General features: G+C 35.0%; 29 protein-coding genes. 28 read left to right on the plus strand and 1 reads right to left on the minus strand.

Annotated features, from left to right (window positions below; all coding sequences use genetic code 11):
• Positions 1–5: 5 nt before the first annotated feature.
• The 27 genes from rpsC to ctlX all read left to right on the plus strand — a co-directional run bounded on the left by rpsC (position 6) and on the right by ctlX (position 16,804).
• Positions 6–764, plus strand: a complete 759-nt coding sequence (gene rpsC / locus ACXX8U_RS01785; RefSeq protein WP_121337683.1) for a 30S ribosomal protein S3 — start codon at positions 6–8, stop codon at positions 762–764.
• Between the two features lie 18 nt (positions 765–782).
• Positions 783–1,208 carry a 50S ribosomal protein L16 gene (gene rplP, locus ACXX8U_RS01790; protein ID WP_017495016.1) on the plus strand — a complete coding sequence of 142 codons (426 nt, stop codon included), beginning with the start codon at positions 783–785 and terminating at the stop codon, positions 1,206–1,208.
• Between the two features lie 11 nt (positions 1,209–1,219).
• The gene (gene rpmC / locus ACXX8U_RS01795) at positions 1,220–1,405 is read left to right on the plus strand and encodes a 50S ribosomal protein L29 (protein WP_166138161.1); all 186 of its coding nucleotides are present in this window, start codon (positions 1,220–1,222) and stop codon (positions 1,403–1,405) included.
• Positions 1,406–1,422: 17 nt separating this feature from the next.
• The gene (gene rpsQ / locus ACXX8U_RS01800; RefSeq protein WP_166138164.1) at positions 1,423–1,683 is read left to right on the plus strand and encodes a 30S ribosomal protein S17; all 261 of its coding nucleotides are present in this window, start codon (positions 1,423–1,425) and stop codon (positions 1,681–1,683) included.
• A gap of 2 nt (positions 1,684–1,685) precedes the next feature.
• Positions 1,686–2,054 (plus strand): 50S ribosomal protein L14, encoded by a 369-nt coding sequence (gene rplN / locus ACXX8U_RS01805; RefSeq protein WP_026717863.1) that lies wholly within the window; start codon positions 1,686–1,688, stop codon positions 2,052–2,054.
• Positions 2,055–2,065: 11 nt separating this feature from the next.
• Positions 2,066–2,380 carry a 50S ribosomal protein L24 gene (gene rplX / locus ACXX8U_RS01810; protein WP_166138168.1) on the plus strand — a complete coding sequence of 105 codons (315 nt, stop codon included), beginning with the start codon at positions 2,066–2,068 and terminating at the stop codon, positions 2,378–2,380.
• A 2-nt stretch (positions 2,381–2,382) separates the two neighbouring features.
• Complete coding sequence (rplE, locus tag ACXX8U_RS01815; protein WP_166138172.1) at positions 2,383–2,934, plus strand: 50S ribosomal protein L5; 552 nt, start codon at positions 2,383–2,385, stop codon at positions 2,932–2,934.
• Between the two features lie 3 nt (positions 2,935–2,937).
• Positions 2,938–3,207 carry a 30S ribosomal protein S14 gene (rpsN, locus tag ACXX8U_RS01820; protein WP_026707007.1) on the plus strand — a complete coding sequence of 90 codons (270 nt, stop codon included), beginning with the start codon at positions 2,938–2,940 and terminating at the stop codon, positions 3,205–3,207.
• 124 nt (positions 3,208–3,331) lie between these two features.
• The gene (gene rpsH / locus ACXX8U_RS01825; protein WP_086452756.1) at positions 3,332–3,730 is read left to right on the plus strand and encodes a 30S ribosomal protein S8; all 399 of its coding nucleotides are present in this window, start codon (positions 3,332–3,334) and stop codon (positions 3,728–3,730) included.
• 18 nt (positions 3,731–3,748) lie between these two features.
• Positions 3,749–4,291, plus strand: coding sequence for a 50S ribosomal protein L6 (rplF, locus tag ACXX8U_RS01830; RefSeq protein ID WP_210791229.1), 543 nt, complete (start codon positions 3,749–3,751; stop codon positions 4,289–4,291).
• Between the two features lie 11 nt (positions 4,292–4,302).
• Positions 4,303–4,653, plus strand: a complete 351-nt coding sequence (rplR, locus tag ACXX8U_RS01835) for a 50S ribosomal protein L18 (protein ID WP_121925772.1) — start codon at positions 4,303–4,305, stop codon at positions 4,651–4,653.
• A gap of 6 nt (positions 4,654–4,659) precedes the next feature.
• Complete coding sequence (rpsE, locus tag ACXX8U_RS01840) at positions 4,660–5,187, plus strand: 30S ribosomal protein S5 (protein WP_166138177.1); 528 nt, start codon at positions 4,660–4,662, stop codon at positions 5,185–5,187.
• A 12-nt stretch (positions 5,188–5,199) separates the two neighbouring features.
• Positions 5,200–5,382 (plus strand): 50S ribosomal protein L30, encoded by a 183-nt coding sequence (gene rpmD / locus ACXX8U_RS01845; protein WP_114753105.1) that lies wholly within the window; start codon positions 5,200–5,202, stop codon positions 5,380–5,382.
• 11 nt (positions 5,383–5,393) lie between these two features.
• Positions 5,394–5,846: a 50S ribosomal protein L15 gene (gene rplO, locus ACXX8U_RS01850; RefSeq protein ID WP_166138183.1), complete on the plus strand. Its 453-nt coding sequence runs from the start codon at positions 5,394–5,396 to the stop codon at positions 5,844–5,846.
• 13 nt (positions 5,847–5,859) lie between these two features.
• Positions 5,860–7,206, plus strand: coding sequence for a preprotein translocase subunit SecY (gene secY, locus ACXX8U_RS01855; protein WP_166138186.1), 1,347 nt, complete (start codon positions 5,860–5,862; stop codon positions 7,204–7,206).
• 4 nt (positions 7,207–7,210) lie between these two features.
• The gene (infA, locus tag ACXX8U_RS01860; RefSeq protein ID WP_007136545.1) at positions 7,211–7,426 is read left to right on the plus strand and encodes a translation initiation factor IF-1; all 216 of its coding nucleotides are present in this window, start codon (positions 7,211–7,213) and stop codon (positions 7,424–7,426) included.
• A gap of 12 nt (positions 7,427–7,438) precedes the next feature.
• Positions 7,439–7,555, plus strand: a complete 117-nt coding sequence (gene ykgO / locus ACXX8U_RS01865) for a type B 50S ribosomal protein L36 (protein WP_008992256.1) — start codon at positions 7,439–7,441, stop codon at positions 7,553–7,555.
• Between the two features lie 2 nt (positions 7,556–7,557).
• Positions 7,558–7,932, plus strand: a complete 375-nt coding sequence (gene rpsM / locus ACXX8U_RS01870) for a 30S ribosomal protein S13 (protein ID WP_210791234.1) — start codon at positions 7,558–7,560, stop codon at positions 7,930–7,932.
• An 8-nt stretch (positions 7,933–7,940) separates the two neighbouring features.
• The gene (gene rpsK / locus ACXX8U_RS01875; protein WP_024981527.1) at positions 7,941–8,324 is read left to right on the plus strand and encodes a 30S ribosomal protein S11; all 384 of its coding nucleotides are present in this window, start codon (positions 7,941–7,943) and stop codon (positions 8,322–8,324) included.
• A gap of 95 nt (positions 8,325–8,419) precedes the next feature.
• Positions 8,420–9,025, plus strand: coding sequence for a 30S ribosomal protein S4 (gene rpsD / locus ACXX8U_RS01880; protein ID WP_458564350.1), 606 nt, complete (start codon positions 8,420–8,422; stop codon positions 9,023–9,025).
• Between the two features lie 21 nt (positions 9,026–9,046).
• A complete protein-coding gene (locus ACXX8U_RS01885; protein WP_035668087.1) occupies positions 9,047–10,039 on the plus strand; it encodes a DNA-directed RNA polymerase subunit alpha in 993 nt (330 codons plus the stop codon).
• Between the two features lie 63 nt (positions 10,040–10,102).
• Entirely contained in the window at positions 10,103–10,591 is a 489-nt protein-coding gene (gene rplQ / locus ACXX8U_RS01890; protein ID WP_210791236.1) for a 50S ribosomal protein L17, read from the plus strand.
• 176 nt (positions 10,592–10,767) lie between these two features.
• Positions 10,768–11,865 (plus strand): glutamine-hydrolyzing carbamoyl-phosphate synthase small subunit, encoded by a 1,098-nt coding sequence (gene carA, locus ACXX8U_RS01895; protein WP_458564351.1) that lies wholly within the window; start codon positions 10,768–10,770, stop codon positions 11,863–11,865.
• A 223-nt stretch (positions 11,866–12,088) separates the two neighbouring features.
• On the plus strand, positions 12,089–13,381 hold the full coding sequence (eno, locus tag ACXX8U_RS01900; protein ID WP_458564352.1) for a phosphopyruvate hydratase: 1,293 nt from the start codon (positions 12,089–12,091) through the stop codon (positions 13,379–13,381).
• 156 nt (positions 13,382–13,537) lie between these two features.
• Entirely contained in the window at positions 13,538–14,821 is a 1,284-nt protein-coding gene (locus tag ACXX8U_RS01905; protein WP_458564353.1) for a citrate synthase, read from the plus strand.
• Positions 14,822–14,886: 65 nt separating this feature from the next.
• Positions 14,887–15,801, plus strand: coding sequence for a dimethylarginine dimethylaminohydrolase family protein (locus tag ACXX8U_RS01910; RefSeq protein WP_458564354.1), 915 nt, complete (start codon positions 14,887–14,889; stop codon positions 15,799–15,801).
• 67 nt (positions 15,802–15,868) lie between these two features.
• The gene (gene ctlX / locus ACXX8U_RS01915) at positions 15,869–16,804 is read left to right on the plus strand and encodes a citrulline utilization hydrolase CtlX (protein WP_458564355.1); all 936 of its coding nucleotides are present in this window, start codon (positions 15,869–15,871) and stop codon (positions 16,802–16,804) included.
• 57 nt (positions 16,805–16,861) lie between these two features.
• Here the strand turns inward: ctlX and ACXX8U_RS01920 are convergent, their stop codons facing one another.
• Positions 16,862–17,491: a MarC family NAAT transporter gene (locus ACXX8U_RS01920; protein WP_458564356.1), complete on the minus strand. Its 630-nt coding sequence runs from the start codon at positions 17,489–17,491 to the stop codon at positions 16,862–16,864.
• Positions 17,492–17,636: 145 nt separating this feature from the next.
• On the opposite strand from ACXX8U_RS01920, the gene ACXX8U_RS01925 reads away from it, so the two are divergent.
• On the plus strand, positions 17,637–18,005 hold the full coding sequence (locus ACXX8U_RS01925) for a CoA-binding protein (protein WP_458564357.1): 369 nt from the start codon (positions 17,637–17,639) through the stop codon (positions 18,003–18,005).
• The last annotated feature ends 25 nt before the right edge of the window (positions 18,006–18,030 follow it).

Raw genomic sequence — 18,030 nt, forward strand, 5'->3', positions numbered from 1 at the left:
GCAGCATGGGACAAAAGACAAATCCAATTGGAAATAGACTTGGTATCATCAGAGGATGGGACTCAAACTGGTATGGTGGAAATGATTACGGTGATAAATTAGCCGAAGATCACAAAATCAGAAAGTATATCCACGCTCGTTTATCAAAAGCTAGTGTATCTAAAGTAATCATCGAGAGAACTTTGAAACTTGTAACCGTTACTATCACTACTGCAAGACCTGGTATCATTATCGGAAAAGGCGGACAAGAGGTAGACAAGTTGAAAGAAGAACTTAAGAAAGTTACTGACAAAGAGGTTCAAATCAATATTTTTGAAATCAAAAGACCTGAGCTTGACGCGTATCTAGTTGCTACAAGCATCTGTCGTCAAATCGAAAGCAGAATTTCTTACAGACGTGCAATTAAAATGGCTATTGCTGCTTCTATGCGTATGAACGCTGAAGGTATCAAAGTTTTAATTTCTGGTCGTTTGAATGGTGCTGAGATGGCTCGTTCAGAAGGTTTCAAAGAAGGTAGAATTCCTCTATCAACTTTCAGAGCTGATATTGATTATGCTTTGGCAGAAGCTCATACTACTTATGGTAGAATGGGAATCAAAGTATGGATCATGAAAGGTGAAGTTTATGGAAAGAGAGATCTTTCTCCACTAGCCGGAATGGACAAAAAACAATCTGGTGCCGGTGGTAAAGGTGGTGATTCTCCAAGAGGAGATAGAAAGCCTTTCAACAAAGGTGGAAAGCCAGACGCTCGTAAACGAAAGTAATTTTTAAAGTAAAGAAAAATGTTACAGCCTAAAAGAACAAAATACCGTAAGGTACAAAAGGGTAAAATGAAAGGGAATTCTCAAAGAGGGCATGAACTTTCAAATGGAATGTTTGGAATTAAATCTGTACATGAAGATGGAATGTTCTTAACCTCTCGTCAAATCGAAGCTGCACGTATTGCTGCAACTCGTTACATGAAAAGAGAAGGACAATTATGGATTAAAATATTTCCAGACAAACCTATCACTAAGAAGCCTTTAGAGGTACGTATGGGTAAAGGTAAAGGAGCAGTTGAGTATTGGGCTGCTGTTGTTAAACCCGGAAGAATTATGTTTGAAGTTGGAGGAGTACCTTTGTCAGTTGCAAAAGAGGCGTTACGTCTTGCGGCTCAAAAGCTTCCAGTAAAAACTAAGTTTGTCGTAGCTAGAGATTTCGAAGCATAATCTATATTATTATGAAACAATCAGAAATAAAAAATCTTTCTGCAGCAGAGTTGCAAGAGAAGCTTAGCCAGACTAAGAAAACCTATGCTGATCTAAAAATGGCTCACGCTATTTCACCAATTGAGAATCCACTTCAAATTAGAATTGTGAGAAGAACAGTTGCAAGATTAGCTACCGAACTTACTAAAAGACAATAACTGTAGTCTGCTGAAAGATGGAAGAAAAAAGAAATTTAAGAAAAGAGAGAATTGGTGTTGTAACTTCTGACAAAATGGACAAGTCTATTGTTGTTGCTGAAGTACGTAGAGTAAAACACCCATTATACGGTAAGTTCGTGTTGAAAACTAAAAAGTATCACGCACACGACGAAATGAACGACTGCAATGTTGGAGATACAGTAAGGATTAGTGAAACACGTCCTTTGAGTAAAACAAAATGTTGGAGGTTAGTTGAAATCTTAGAAAGAGCTAAATAATTATGGTACAACAAGAATCAAGACTAAAAGTAGCAGATAACACTGGAGCAAAGGAAGTTTTAACTATCCGTGTTTTAGGAGGTACTAAAAGAAGATATGCCTCTGTTGGTGACAAAATTGTAGTTTCTATCAAAGATACTGCTCCTAACGGAAGCGTTAAAAAAGGAGCTGTTTCAACTGCAGTTGTTGTACGTACCAAAAAAGAAGTAAGAAGAGCCGATGGTTCATACATCAGATTTGATGATAACGCTTGCGTTTTATTAAATGCTGCTGGTGAAATGAGAGGTACTCGTGTTTTTGGTCCAGTAGCAAGAGAACTTCGTGAAAAACAATTCATGAAAATTGTATCATTAGCACCAGAAGTGCTTTAATTCGTTTTAAGATGATAAAGCTAAAAATTAAATCAGGTGACATCGTAAGAGTAATTGCTGGAGATCACAAAGGTGCTGAAGGTAAGGTTTTACGTGTTGACCGCGAGAAAAACAAAGCAATTGTTGAAGGTGTAAATATGGTTTCTAAACATACGAAACCAAGTGCAAAAAGCCCTCAAGGTGGTATTGTAAAGAAAGAGGCTCCAATTCAAATTTCTAACATTTCTCTTATAGATCCTAAAACTAAGGAAACAACAAGAGTAGGTGTAAGAGTTGAAGGAGATAAGAAAGTAAGATTTTCAAAAAAATCTAATCAAGTACTATAGTAATGGCGTATATACCTAGACTAAAAGAAGAATATAAGAGCAGAGTAATTGCTGCTCTTAAAGAGGAATTCGGATACGTAAACGTAATGCAGGTTCCAAAATTGGACAAAATCGTTTTAAGTAAAGGAGTTGGTGCAGCTGTATCTGATAAAAAACTTATCGACTATGCAGTTGAAGAGTTAACAAAGATCACTGGACAGAAAGCAGTTTCTACAATTTCAAAGAAAGACGTTGCGTCATTTAAATTGAGAAAAGGAATGCCGATTGGAGCAAAAGTAACTTTACGTGGTGAAAGAATGTATGAGTTTTTAGATAGACTTATCACTTCAGCTTTACCACGAGTAAGAGACTTTAGCGGAATTAAAGCTACTGGTTTTGATGGAAGAGGTAATTATAACCTTGGAGTTTTAGAGCAAATCATTTTCCCTGAAATTGATATTGACAAAGTTAACAAGATTTCAGGAATGGATATCACTTTTGTAACTACTGCTAAAACAGATAAAGAAGCAAAGTCTCTATTAACAGAATTAGGATTACCTTTTAAAAAGAATTAAGACATGGCTAAAGAATCAATGAAAGCCCGTGAGGTGAAGAGAGAAAAAACAGTAGCAAAGTATGCTGAGAAAAGAAAAGCTTTGTTAGAAGCTGGAGATTTCGTAGGTTTGCAAAAGTTACCAAAAAATGCTTCCCCAGTTCGTTTGCACAATCGTTGTAAATTGACAGGTAGACCAAGAGGATATATGCGTCAATTCGGTATTTCACGTGTTACTTTCCGTGAAATGGCAAACAACGGATTGATTCCAGGTGTTAAAAAAGCATCTTGGTAATACGCAAGAGATTGCGTTCTGATACAGACTTGACTTTGTGTTAAGTCTGTATTATTGATATTTATAAATTGGTTTAAGGTTCAATAAATAGTTTATTGAAAACCAAGACCGCAAATTAATACATATGTATACAGATCCGATTGCTGATTATTTGACAAGAGTTCGTAATGCTGTGGCTGCAAACCACAAAGTTGTAGAAATTCCTGCATCTAATCTAAAAAAAGAAATAACTAAGATCCTTTTCGATCAAGGTTACATCTTAAGTTACAAGTTTGAAGACAACGCTGTTCAGGGGTCTATCAAAATTGCTTTGAAGTATGATAAAGATACTAAAGAGTCAGTAATTAAAGATATCCAGAGAATTAGTAAACCAGGTTTACGTAAATACTCAAGTTCTGCTAATATCCCAAGAATCCTTAACGGATTAGGAATTGCGATTGTTTCAACTTCTAAAGGGTTGATGACAGGTAAGCAAGCGAAGCAGTTAAATGTGGGTGGTGAAGTAATTTGTTACGTATACTAATTTAAAGACTATAATAAGATGTCAAGAATAGGTAAAAATCCAATTGTAGTTCCTGCGGGTGTAACTGTTGAAGTTGCTAACGGTGTTATTACAGTTAAAGGAAAAAATGGTCAACTAACTCAGGAGTTTTCGGACGTTACTGTTACAGTTGAAGATGGTACGGTTCAAGTGAGCAGATCATCTGATCACAAAGATCAAAGAGCAAAGCACGGTTTATACAGATCATTAATCAACAATATGATTGTTGGTGTTACTGATGGTTTTACTAAATCATTAGAATTGGTTGGAGTAGGTTACAGAGCTTCTAACCAAGGACAAAAATTAGATTTAGCATTAGGTTTTTCGCACAATATTATTTTAGAGATTGCTCCAGAGGTAACTTTAGAAACTATATCTGAAAAAGGTAAAAACCCAATTGTTAAGTTAACATCATTTGACAAACAACTTTTAGGTCAAGTAGCTGCGAAAATCAGAGGTTTCCGTAAGCCAGAGCCATATAAAGGAAAAGGTGTTAAATTTGTGGGTGAAGTATTAAGAAGAAAAGCAGGTAAATCAGCTTAAAAAATAAGATTATGTCATTAACAAAACCTGAAAGAAGACAACGTATTAGATTCAGAATTAGAAAGACAATTAGTGGTACTGCTACTAATCCAAGACTATCTGTTTTTAGAAGTAACAAAGAAATTTACGCTCAATTAATTGATGATGTGAATGGAGTTACTTTATTGGCAGCTTCTTCAAGAGAAAAAGAAATAGGTAACGGTACGAACATTGAAGTGGCTACTGCAGTTGGAAAACTAGTTGCAGAAAAAGCTTTAAAGGCTGGTATAGAAGTAGTAACTTTCGATAGAGGAGGATACTTATACCACGGTCGTATTAAATCATTAGCAGAAGGCGCAAGAGCGGCTGGACTTAAATTCTAATATAGTATGTCTAATAGTAAATACAAGAATGTAGAGTTAGTAAAACCAACTGGTCTTGAATTAAAAGATCGTTTGGTAAGTGTAAATCGTGTTACTAAAGTTACAAAAGGTGGTAGAGCATTTGGTTTTTCTGCGATTGTAGTGGTAGGTGATGAAAACGGAGTAGTTGGACACGGATTAGGAAAATCTAAAGATGTTTCTGAAGCAATTGCGAAAGCAGTAGAAGATGCAAAGAAAAACTTAGTGAAAATTCCTTTGAACGGTCAATCTGTTCCTCACGAACAAAAAGGTAAATTTGGTGGTGCACGTGTATTTTTAATTCCTGCCTCTCATGGTACTGGAGTTATTGCTGGTGGAGCTGTTCGTTCAGTTTTAGAGTCAGTAGGAATTCATGATGTATTATCAAAATCTCAAGGATCTTCAAATCCTCACAACGTAGTTAAGGCGACTTTTGATGCTTTATTACAAATGAGAAGTGCTTACACTGTTGCAAAACAAAGAGGCGTTTCTTTAGAAAAAGTTTTTAAAGGTTAATTCAAGGAAATTATGGCTAAATTATTAGTAAAACAAGTTAGAAGCAAAATCAACTGTCCGCTTTCTCAAAAAAGAGGATTAGAAGCTTTAGGTCTACGTAAGATGGGACAAGTTGTAGAGCATGATTCAAACCCTACAATCCTTGGGATGATAAATAAAGTTAAACACTTAGTTTCTGTTGAAGAAGCTAAATAACAAATACTGTTATGAATTTAAGTAACTTACAACCTGCTGAAGGTTCTACACACAATCAAAATAAGAGATTAGGTAGAGGAGAAGGTTCTGGAAAAGGTGGTACTTCTGCAAGAGGTCACAAAGGAGCAAAATCTCGTTCTGGTTATTCTAAAAAGATTGGTTTTGAAGGAGGTCAAATGCCACTTCAAAGACGTGTACCTAAGTTTGGTTTTACAAACATCAATCGTAAGAACTACGAAGGTGTAAATCTTGATACACTACAACTTTTAGTTGATAATGGTGTTATTACAGATACTGTTGATATGACAGTTTACGTTGCTAACCGTTTGGCTACTAAAAATGAAATCGTTAAGATTTTAGGTAGAGGTGAATTGAAAGCAAAATTAAAAGTAACCGCTCACAAATTTACTGCTACTGCAAAAGCTGCTATTGAAGCTGCTGGTGGAGAAGCTGTAACAATGTAATTTTTCAATTAGTATGAAGAAATTTATTGAATCAATAAGTAATGTTTGGAAGATTGAAGAACTAAAGAATAGAATCTTGATGACAATCGGGTTACTCTTAGTTTATCGTTTTGGAGCACAAGTTACCCTACCAGGTATTGATGCTTCAGAGTTAGCTAATTTAGCTGGGCAAACTAAAGAAGGAATTGGTTCAATTCTTGATATGTTTACAGGAGGCGCATTTTCCCAAGCATCAGTTTTTGCTTTGGGAATTATGCCTTATATTTCTGCATCTATTGTGGTTCAGCTGATGGGAATTGCTATTCCTTATTTACAAAAACTTCAAAGTGATGGAGAGAGCGGTAGAAAAAAGATCAATCAAATCACACGTTGGTTAACTATTGGTATTACGCTTGTTCAAGGTCCTACTTACATTTATAATTTGTATAGAACTTTGCCGGCTAAAGCCTTCTTATTAGGGTTCAACTCTTTTGAGTTTTTATTCTCTTCAGTTGTAATTTTAGTTACAGGTACCATTTTTGCAATGTGGTTAGGAGAAAAAATTACTGATAAAGGTATTGGTAACGGGATCTCGCTATTGATTATGGTTGGTATTTTGGCTCGTTTGCCACAGGCATTCATTCAAGAGTTTACTACAAGGGTAACTAATAATAATGGTGGTCCAATGCTTTTAGTAATCGAAATAATTGTTTGGTTGTTAGTTATCATATCATGTGTCCTTTTAGTTATGGCTGTGAGAAAGATTCCAGTTCAGTACGCTCGTCGTACAACTTCTGGTGATTTTGAACAAGACATGCTTAACGGAAATAGACAATGGATTCCATTAAAGCTTAATGCATCTGGTGTAATGCCAATTATATTTGCACAAGCTATTATGTTCATTCCTGCTGCACTCGCAGGTTTGTCTAAATCTGATGCGTCACAATCTATTGTTGGTGCTTTTAGTAACATGTTTGGATTTTGGTATAATTTAGTTTTTGCAACATTAATTATTGTATTCACTTTCTTTTATACTGCCATTACGGTTCCTACAAACAAGATGTCAGATGATTTGAAGCGTAGCGGTGGTTTCATTCCAGGTGTAAGACCAGGTGTTGAGACTTCTGATTACCTAGACAAGGTGATGTCCTTAATAACTTTTCCAGGTTCTTTATTTCTTGCCTTAATCGCTGTGTTCCCGGCAATTGTTGTAAGTGTTATGGATGTTCAGCAATCTTGGGCAATGTTTTTTGGAGGTACTTCATTAATAATTATGGTTGGAGTAGCTATTGACACAATGCAGCAAATCAATTCATATTTGTTGAATAAGCATTATGATGGTTTAATGAAAAGTGGTAAAAATAGAAAAGCGGTAGCTTAATCTTATGGCAAAACAATCAGCAATAGAACAAGACGGATCAATCATCGAAGCATTATCAAATGCGATGTTCCGTGTAGAATTAGAGAATGGGCATATTGTAATTGCGCACATTTCAGGAAAAATGCGAATGCATTATATTAAATTGCTTCCGGGTGATAAAGTAAAACTAGAAATGAGCCCTTATGATTTGTCTAAAGCAAGAATTACTTATAGATATTAAAGGATATTCAAAATGAAAGTTAGAGCTTCAGTAAAAAAGAGAAGTCCCGAGTGCAAAATTGTGCGAAGAAAAGGGAGATTGTACGTAATAAACAAAAAGAATCCTAGATTTAAACAAAGACAAGGATAATTATGGCAAGAATAGCAGGGGTAGATATCCCAAAAAATAAGAGAGGTGTTATTGCACTAACCTACATCTTTGGATTAGGTAGAAGTAGAGCTGTTGAGATTTTAGAAAAAGCTCAAGTAAGCCAAGATAAAAAAGTTCAAGATTGGAATGATGACGAGATCGGAGCGATTCGTGAGGCGGTATCAGCTTTTAAAATTGAAGGAGAATTACGTTCTGAGGTTTCTTTAAACATCAAACGTTTAATGGATATTGGATGTTACAGAGGTATTCGTCATAGAACTGGTCTTCCTTTAAGAGGGCAAAGAACTAAAAACAACTCTAGAACAAGAAAAGGTAAAAGAAAAACTGTTGCTAACAAGAAAAAAGCAACTAAATAATAAGTAATATGGCTAAAGCAACTGCAAAAAAACGTAAAGTTATCGTTGAATCAACGGGAGAAGCTCATATTTCTGCTACCTTCAATAACATCATCATTTCTTTGACTAACAAAAAAGGTGAAGTTATTTCTTGGTCATCGGCTGGTAAAATGGGCTTTAGAGGTTCTAAAAAGAACACTCCATATGCAGCTCAAATGGCAGCAGAAGACTGTAGTAAAGTAGCTCTTGAAGCTGGACTTAAAAAAGTGAAAGTATATGTTAAAGGACCAGGAAACGGACGTGAGTCTGCTATTCGTTCTTTGCATAATGGTGGAATTGAAGTGACTGAAATCATTGACGTTACTCCAATGCCTCACAACGGATGTCGTCCTCCAAAAAGACGTAGAGTATAATACTCAAAATTTAAGTAAATAGTATAACCTAGATTGATTATAGATTATCGAAGGATCCGACCTGAATTCATAATCTCAATCTTAAACAATTTAAAATGGCAAGATATACTGGTCCTAGTACAAGAATCGCTCGTAAATTTGGCGAGGCAATTTTCGGAGACGATAAAGCTTTCGAAAAAAGAAATTATCCACCTGGACAACACGGGATGGCTAAAAAAAGAGGTAAAAAATCTGAATATGCTGTTCAATTAATGGAAAAGCAAAAAGCTAAATATTCTTACGGAATTTTAGAAAAACAATTCAGAAATTTATTCGAAAAAGCGTCAGCTACTAAAGGTGTTACTGGTGAAGTTCTTTTACAATTATGTGAGTCTAGACTAGACAATGTTGTATATAGAATGGGTATCGCTCCATCTAGAAGAGGTGCACGTCAAATCGTTTCTCACCGTCACATCACGGTAAATGGTGAAAATGTAAATATTCCTTCTTACCACTTGAAACCAGGTGACGTAGTTGGTGTTCGTGAAAAATCTAAATCTATAGAGGCTATCGAACGTTCTTTATCTAATTCAAGTCATGTTTATGAGTGGATTACTTGGAACAATGAAACTAAATCTGGAACTTTTGTTGCTGTACCAGCTAGACTTCAAATTCCAGAAAACATTAAAGAACAATTAATCGTAGAGTTGTACAACAAATAATAATTGACTTAGTCGAAATTTATGGCAATATTTAATTTTCAGAAGCCCGATAAAGTTATCATGATCGATTCAACCGATTTTGAAGGTAAATTTGAATTTAGACCTTTAGAACCTGGTTACGGATTGACTGTTGGTAATGCACTTAGAAGAGTTTTGCTTTCTGCATTAGAAGGTTATGCAATTACATCTGTCCGCATAGAAGGTGTAGATCATGAGTTTTCTACTATTTCAGGAGTTGTTGAAGATGTTACCGAAATTATCTTAAATCTAAAGCAAGTACGTTTTAAACGTCAAATTGAGGATATAGATAATGAATCAGTTACAATTTCTGTTTCAGGTAAAGATCAGTTAACAGCTGGTGATTTTCAAAAATTTATTTCAGGTTTCCAGGTTCTTAATCCAGAGCTTGTAATCTGTAATTTAGATAGCAAGATCAAACTTAATTTCGATTTAACTATTGAAAAAGGTAGAGGATACGTTCCTGCCGAAGAGAATAAAAAACAAAATGCTGCAATTGGAACGATTTTTACTGATTCTATCTTTACACCAGTAAAGAATGTAAAATACGCTATTGAAAACTTCCGTGTAGAGCAAAAAACAGATTATGAAAAATTAGTTTTTGAAATTAAGACTGATGGTTCAATCAATCCAAAAGATGCTTTAACTGAGGCTGCAAAAGTTTTAATTCACCATTTCATGTTATTCTCGGATGAAAGAATTACACTCGAGGCCGACGAAATTGCACAAACAGAATCGTATGATGAAGAGTCATTACACATGAGACAATTGCTTAAAACTAAGCTTGTTGATATGGATCTTTCTGTAAGAGCATTAAATTGCTTGAAAGCGGCTGAAGTTGATACACTTGGTGATTTAGTATCGTTCAATAAAAATGATCTAATGAAATTCCGTAATTTTGGTAAGAAATCTTTAACGGAACTAGATGAACTAGTTGCAATTAAGAATTTGAACTTCGGTATGGATTTAGCTAAATACAAACTAGATAAAGAATAAATTACTTCATATTTTGATCTCCAAAGCGGATAGTATCAAGATGAAAGTATAAAAAAACACGTCATGAGACACGGAAAAAAATTCAATCACTTAAGCAGACAGACGGCGCATAGAAAATCTATGTTAGCAAATATGGCTTGTTCTCTTATCGAGCACAAACGTATTAATACTACTGTTGCTAAGGCAAAAGCGCTTAAACAATTTGTTGAGCCTTTAATAACAAAGTCAAAATCTGATACTACACACAACCGTCGTATTGTTTTTGCTTACTTACGTAGCAAGTATGCTGTAACTGATTTGTTCAGAGATGTAGCTGCTAAAGTAGGAGACCGTCCAGGTGGATACACTCGTATCATTAAAGTTGGAAATCGTTTAGGGGATAATGCTGATATGGCAATGATCGAACTAGTTGACTTCAATGAGCTTTACAATGGTGGTAAAAAAGAAGTTAAAAAAGCTAAAAGCCGTCGTGGTGGTAAAGCTAAAAAAGCGGATGAGACTACAGAAGCTCCAGTTGCTGAGACTGAAACAACTACTGATTCTGCTGAGTAATTATGAGAATAATTGTTCAATAAAAATCAAGGATAAGCTACTCGTAGTTTATCCTTTTTTTTTACCATTTTGTGAACAAAACTTTATCCTTTTAAAATCAAAGGTTTATTAGTTAGGCTCTAAAACTTGTTAGGAGTCGCGCTAAAATTTATCATATTTAAATTCATAAACTACTAATGAAATACACAACACAACAAAAAGCTATACTTTTACTAAGTGACGGAACTATTTTTCATGGAAAATCTATCGGAATTTCTGGAAAAACCTTCGGAGAGGTTTGTTTTAATACAGGAATGACTGGTTATCAAGAAATTTTTACTGATCCTTCGTATTTTGGGCAAATAATGGTAGCTACTAATGCACATATCGGTAACTATGGGGTTAATGAATCAGAAGTTGAGTCTGATGGAATCAAAATTGCTGGGCTGGTATGTAAAAACTTCAGCTTTAATTACTCAAGAGCAGATGCTGAAGGTAGTTTAGAGGACTATTTTATCAAGCACAATTTGATTTCGATTTCTGATGTGGATACTAGAGCGCTTGTAAGTTACATCCGTGATAACGGTGCTATGAATGCTGTTATCTGTACTGACGGTACTTCTGTGGAAGAGTTGAAAGCTGAATTAGCAGCTGTTCCCGACATGAAAGGATTAGAATTGGCATCGAAGGTATCAACTAAGAAACCTTATTTTTATGGAGATGAAAATGCTACGTATAAAGTTTCAGCTTTAGATTTAGGAATCAAAACCAACATATTGCGCAACTTAGCGAAAAGAGATTGTTACATTAAAGTTTTTCCTTTTGATTCCTCCTACGAAGATCTAGCAGCTTTTGAGCCAAACGGGTATTTCTTATCTAATGGTCCAGGCGATCCAGAGCCTTTGGATGGTGCTATTGCTGTTGCAAAAGCTATCATCGCGGATAACAAACCATTGTTTGGTATTTGTTTGGGGCATCAAATTATAGGTTTAGCAAATGGAGTTTCTACTTATAAAATGTTTAACGGTCATCGTGGTATCAATCATCCGGTACAAAATTTGGTTACTGGAAAAGGTGAGATTACTTCACAGAATCATGGTTTTGCTGTTAGTAAGGAGGAATTGGATGCCAATGAGGCTCTCGAAATTACACATTTACACTTAAATGATGGTACCGTTGCGGGAATGCGTATGAAAGATAAAAACTGTTTTTCTGTTCAATACCATCCTGAAGCGAGTCCAGGGCCGCATGATTCATCGTATCTTTTTGATCAATTTATCCAGAATATGCAATAAAAGTCGTTTTTTATGATTTTAGGAATGGGTCTAACATTTAGTTAGGCCTTTTTTTTGCTTTCGTGAATTATTTCATTTTCAAAAAAAAATACTTCTTATAAATTAGTAAATGCATTATTTCTCAAATATTTATATCGTTTTCGTTAATAACATTCATTTTTTTCATTCCATGGTTTCGAAAGATAGAATATATTTGTATTTTAAATTTTAAAAATTTTAGTATATGAGTATTATAATCAAAATTCACGCAAGACAAATTTTTGACTCAAGAGGAAATCCTACTATTGAAGTAGATGTAATTACAGATAATGGTGTTTTAGGTAGAGCTGCAGTTCCATCTGGAGCTTCGACTGGAGAGCATGAAGCTGTAGAATTACGTGATGGTGGAAAAGCATTTTTAGGAAAAGGAGTTTTGAATGCTGTGAAAAATGTAAATACCGTAATTGCTGAAGAATTGGTTGGTGTTTCTGTTTTTGAACAAAATCACATTGATCAATTAATGATTGATTTAGATGGTACTCCAAACAAATCTAATTTAGGTGCAAATGCTATTTTAGGAGTTTCTTTAGCTGTTGCAAAAGCGGCTGCTAATGAATTGGGATTGCCTTTGTATAGATACGTAGGTGGTGTTTCTGCAAACACATTGCCTGTTCCAATGATGAATATTATCAATGGTGGTTCGCACTCTGATGCTCCGATTGCTTTTCAAGAATTTATGATTTTCCCTGTTAAGGCAACTTCATTTTCGCAATCTATGCAAATGGGTACTGAGATTTTTCACAGTTTGAAAAAAGTACTTCACGACAGAGGATTGTCTACAGCTGTAGGTGATGAAGGTGGTTTTGCTCCCAACTTAGCTGGTGGTACTGAAGATGCTTTAGATACTATTAAATTAGCAGTTGAAAAAGCAGGATATTCTTTTGGAGACGAAATTATGATTGCATTAGATTGCGCTGCTGCGGAGTTTTATGTAGATGGAAAATACGATTACTCTAAATTTGAAGGAGAAACTGGAAAAGTTAGAACTTCTGCTGAGCAAGTAGATTATTTGGCTGATTTAACAGCAAAATATCCAATCATATCTATTGAAGATGGAATGGATGAAAATGACTGGGAAGGCTGGAAATTGTTAACAGACAAAATTGGTGATAAAGTTCAATTAGTTGGTGATGATTTATTTGTTACTAACGTAGAGCGCTTGTCAACTGGAATTGAAAAAGGTATTGCTAATTCAATTTTAATTAAAGTAAATCAAATTGGTACTTTAACAGAGACAATTGCAGCAGTAAATATGGCAAAAAATGCAGGTTATACATCTGTTATGTCACATCGTTCTGGTGAAACAGAGGATAATACTATTGCGGATCTTGCAGTAGCATTGAATTGCGGGCAAATTAAAACAGGTTCCGCTTCTCGTTCTGATCGTATGGCAAAATATAATCAATTATTGCGGATCGAGGAAGAATTAGGAAATACTGCCTATTTTCCTGGAAAAAACGCTTTCAAAATAAAGTAATTCTTACCTATTTCTTTTAAAAAGCCACTCGCTCCTAGTGAATGGCTTTTTTTTATTTTATTTAACAATTTCATTGTGGGATTCTCTTTTTATTTAGTGTGTAATTCCCTAAATTTGAGAAATTATTATTTAAAAAAGTTTATTTTCAATTATATTATGTCAAAGATAGCAACATTAGAGATTGATGGACAAAAAATTGAGTTACCTGTAATTGAAGGTAGTGAAAATGAAGTGGCCATCGATGTGAACAAATTACGTGATTTAACAGGTGTAATCACACTTGATCCAGGTTATAAAAACTCAGGCTCTTGCAAGAGTGATATTACCTTTTTGGATGGTGAATTAGGAATTCTTCGTTATAGAGGATATGCTATTGAAGATTTGGCTGAAAAAGCAGATTTCTTAGAAGTTTCTTACTTATTGATTTTTGGTGAACTTCCAACTGCAGATCAGTTAGCGCAATTTGAAAATGATATTCGCAAATACACGCTTGTAAATGAGGAAATGAAAAACATTATTGATGGGTTTCCTAAAACGGCTCATCCAATGGGTGTTTTAGCTGCTCTAACGAGTGCGTTAACAGCGTTCAATCCTAAATCGGTTAATGTTGAAAACGAAAAAGAAATGTACGAGGCAGTGTGCAAAACAATGGGTAAATTCCTTGTTATTGCTACGTGGACTTACAGAAAAAGTATGGGTTATCCGTTGAATTATTACGATAATACAAAAGGATACGTTGAAAACTTTATGCGTTTGATGTTTGAATTACCAACAGGTCCTTACTCTGCAAATCCTGTAGTGATTGATGCATTAGATAAATTATTTATCTTGCACGGTGATCACGAGCAAAACTGTTCTACATCTACAGTACGTATGGTAGGTTCGTCACACGCTGGTTTGTTTGCTTCTATCTCTGCGGGTGTTTCGGCACTTTGGGGACCATTACACGGAGGAGCCAATCAAGCTGTATTAGAAATGCTTGAAGAAATTCACAAAAACGGTGGCGATGCTGATAAGTACATGGCTAAAGCCAAAGATAAAAACGATCCTTTCCGTTTAATGGGCTTTGGACATAGAGTGTACAAAAATTTCGACCCACGTGCCAAAATCATCAAAAAAGCAGCTAATGAAGTATTAGCAACTCTTGGAGTAGAAGATCCAATTTTAGCAATTGCTAAAAAATTAGAAGAAGCAGCTCTTGAAGATGAATACTTCAAATCAAGAAACTTATATCCAAACGTTGATTTCTATTCAGGAATAATATACAGAGCATTAGGTATTCCTACTGACATGTTTACTGTTATGTTTGCTATTGGTCGTTTACCAGGTTGGATTGCACAATGGAAAGAAATGCGCGAAAATAAAGAACCAATTGGGCGTCCAAGACAAGTGTATACTGGTCATCCATTGAGAGAATTTGTTGCAACAGATAAAAGATAAAATCAGTTTAAAAAGCTTCACTAATTGGTGAGGCTTTTTTTATATTTGCCAAAAGCTAAAAATACATGTTAAAGTTAAATATCAAAACTGAAACTTCGCGGCTTCGAGCGGTAGTTTTAGGAACTGCAGTGAGTAACGGCCCAACTCCAAAAGCAGCCGACGCTTATGATCCTAAGTCATTAGAACATATTTTAGCTGGAACCTATCCTATTGAAGCAGATATGGTTCAAGAAATGAATGCATTTGATGCGGTTTTAAAGAAATATGATGTTCAAATTTACAGGCCAGAATGTATTGAAAACTACAATCAAATTTTTACCAGAGACATCGGATTTGTAATTGATGATGTTTTTATAAAGTCGAATATACTACCCGATCGCGAACGCGAATTAGACGCCATAAATTATATCATTGACCAAATGGATCCGCTAAAAGTGGTGCGTCCTCCTGAGGAAGTACACATCGAGGGTGGTGATGTAATGCTTTGGAATGATTACATTTTTATCGGGACCTATAAAGGAAGTGATTATGCAGATTATATTACTGCTCGCACCAATGGACTGGGTGTTCAATTTATTAAGGATTTGTTTCCTCATAAAAAAGTGAAAGATTTTGATTTAGTTAAATCAAAAATAGAAGCTAGAGATAATGCACTGCATCTGGATTGCTGTTTTCAACCTGTCGGGAAAGACAAAGGGATTATCTACAAAAATGGTTTTAGAGAAGAAGCAGACTATGTTTTTTTGGTTGATCTTTTTGGAAAGGAAAATCTTTTTCACATTAAAAGAGACGAAATGTACCACATGAATTCAAATATTTTTTCGATTGATGAAAAAGTGGTAGTTTCTGAACGTAATTTTACACGATTAAACAATTGGCTGCGTTCACATGATTTTATCGTTGAAGAAATTTCATATGCTGAAATTGCCAAACAAGAAGGATTATTACGTTGTTCAACCTTGCCTTTAATTAGAGAATAAATAATGGTTTTACTGTTCAATGTTTTAAAAATAACACTTTGAACTGACGAACTTTAAAATAAGATATATGAAACAAACTACCAATTCAATAGTAATGATTCGTCCGGTGGCATTCCGAATGAACGAACAAACAGCTGTTAATAATTATTATCAAAAAGTAATCGATGGCTTGTTGCCAGCAACGGTTAATGCAAAAGCGCAACAAGAGTTTGATGCTTTCGTAGAAAAGTTACAAGCCGAAGGAATTGACGTTACTGTAATTGAGGATACGCTTAGCCCTGATACACCAGACAGTATTTTCCCCAACAACTGGATTTCTTTTCATGAAAATGGCGATGTGGTTATGTATCCCATGTTTGCTGAAAATCGTCGTTTAGAGCGCCGTGAGGATTTATTTGATGTGTTGGAAGAGAAAGGATTTGTAATTCAAGACGTCATGGATTACACATCCGCAGAAGAAGATGGCTTTTTCTTAGAAGGAACCGGAAGCATTGTGTTAGATAGAGCAAACGGAAAAGCGTATTGTGCACTGTCTCCTAGAGCTGATGAGGAATTGTTTATCGAGTTTTGCGAGGATTATGATTTTGCTCCTGTTATTTTTGAAGCCTATCAAACAGTTGGTGAAGAGCGAAAGTTAATCTATCATACTAATGTTATGATGTGTATTGGTGAAACTTTTGCAGTCATTTGTGCTGATTGTATCGATGATAAGAAAGAGCGCAAAATGGTTTTAGATAACCTAAAAGAAAGTGGCAAAGATGTTATTTTGATTACAGAAGATCAAATGAATAATTTTGCAGGAAACATGTTAGAGTTACGTGGTACCGATGATAAATGTTTTGTTATCATGAGTGCTGCTGCGCACCAAGCCTTGAATGCAAAGCAAATTGCTCAATTAGAAAAACATGCAGATATTTTGAGTTCTAGTTTAGATACGATCGAAGCTTGTGGTGGTGGAAGCGCCCGATGCATGATGGCAGAGGTCTTTTTGCCAAAAGAGTAACTATATAAAATCATATAAAAAAGGGATTGGCTGTTCAAAAAGCGAATCCCTTTTTTATTACACTAAATTGCTTTTTATAATATTAATAATCGCACTAACGATGTATTGTATTCCGATAGCGATTACAATAAAGCCAATAATTCTTGAGATGGCTACAATACCTGATGCTCCAAGAAAATTTGCTAAGTAATGCGCGCTTCTAAGAATTATAAAAATGACCACTGCAATCGCTAAAATTGCAAAGCAAGAGATGATAATTTCAAGGGTTGAATTGTGTTCTTGATAAAATGCAATTAGTAAGGAAATAGACCCAGGACCAGCAAGCATTGGTATGGCAAGCGGAGTCAAAGCAATATCATTTCTTTTTTGGGCTTCATTTTCTACTTTTTTGTTGATCCCTCGTTTTTTGGTGAATTTGCCCGATAGTAACGAAAAGCCGGAACTTACAATGATTATTCCACCCGCAATTCGAAGTGCGTCAATGCTGATTCCAAAAAATAGTAAAACGTATTGACCAATAAAAAATGAGACCATTAAAATGATAAAAACATTAATTGCAGTCCAAAGCGAAATTCTGGAGCGTTCTTTTTTGGTGTCGTTTTGTGTGAGACCAACAAAAATTGGTACCGTTCCGATAGGGTTCAATACTGAAAATAGGGCAACAAATAAGTAGATGAATAGATCCATAATTTTGGTTTTATAAAGTAAAAGTACTGTTTTTTTGTTTTTTAGTGTTAATGGAATGTTTTTAATTGCCGGGCAAACTTAAATTTAAAAGCAGACTGTCTACAGCCTCTTTTTTGCGTACTTTTGTGGCTTATACCATTTGAAAATGACAAAAAATAAAAAAACTTTAGTTCTAGGAGCGAGTACAAAGCCAGATCGTTATGCTTTTAAAGCAGTAACAATGTTAACAGATAAAGGACACTCCGTATTGGCGGTAGGGCAAAGTGCAGGCGAAGTAGCAGGAATAAAAATTCAAACTAAGGCAATTCCTTTAAAAAATATTGATACGGTAAGTTTATATTTAAATCCTGCTCGTCAAAGAGACTATTACAATTACATAGTCGAGGCTAAACCCAAACGTGTTATTTTTAATCCAGGAACTGAAAATCCAGAGTTTTATCAGTTGCTACAATTAAACGGAATAAAAGTAGAGGTAGCTTGCACATTAGTTTTATTAGCAACAAATCAATTTTAATGATACCTGGCCTTATTTGTATTGT

The organism is Flavobacterium sp. GNP001 (assembly GCF_054343775.1).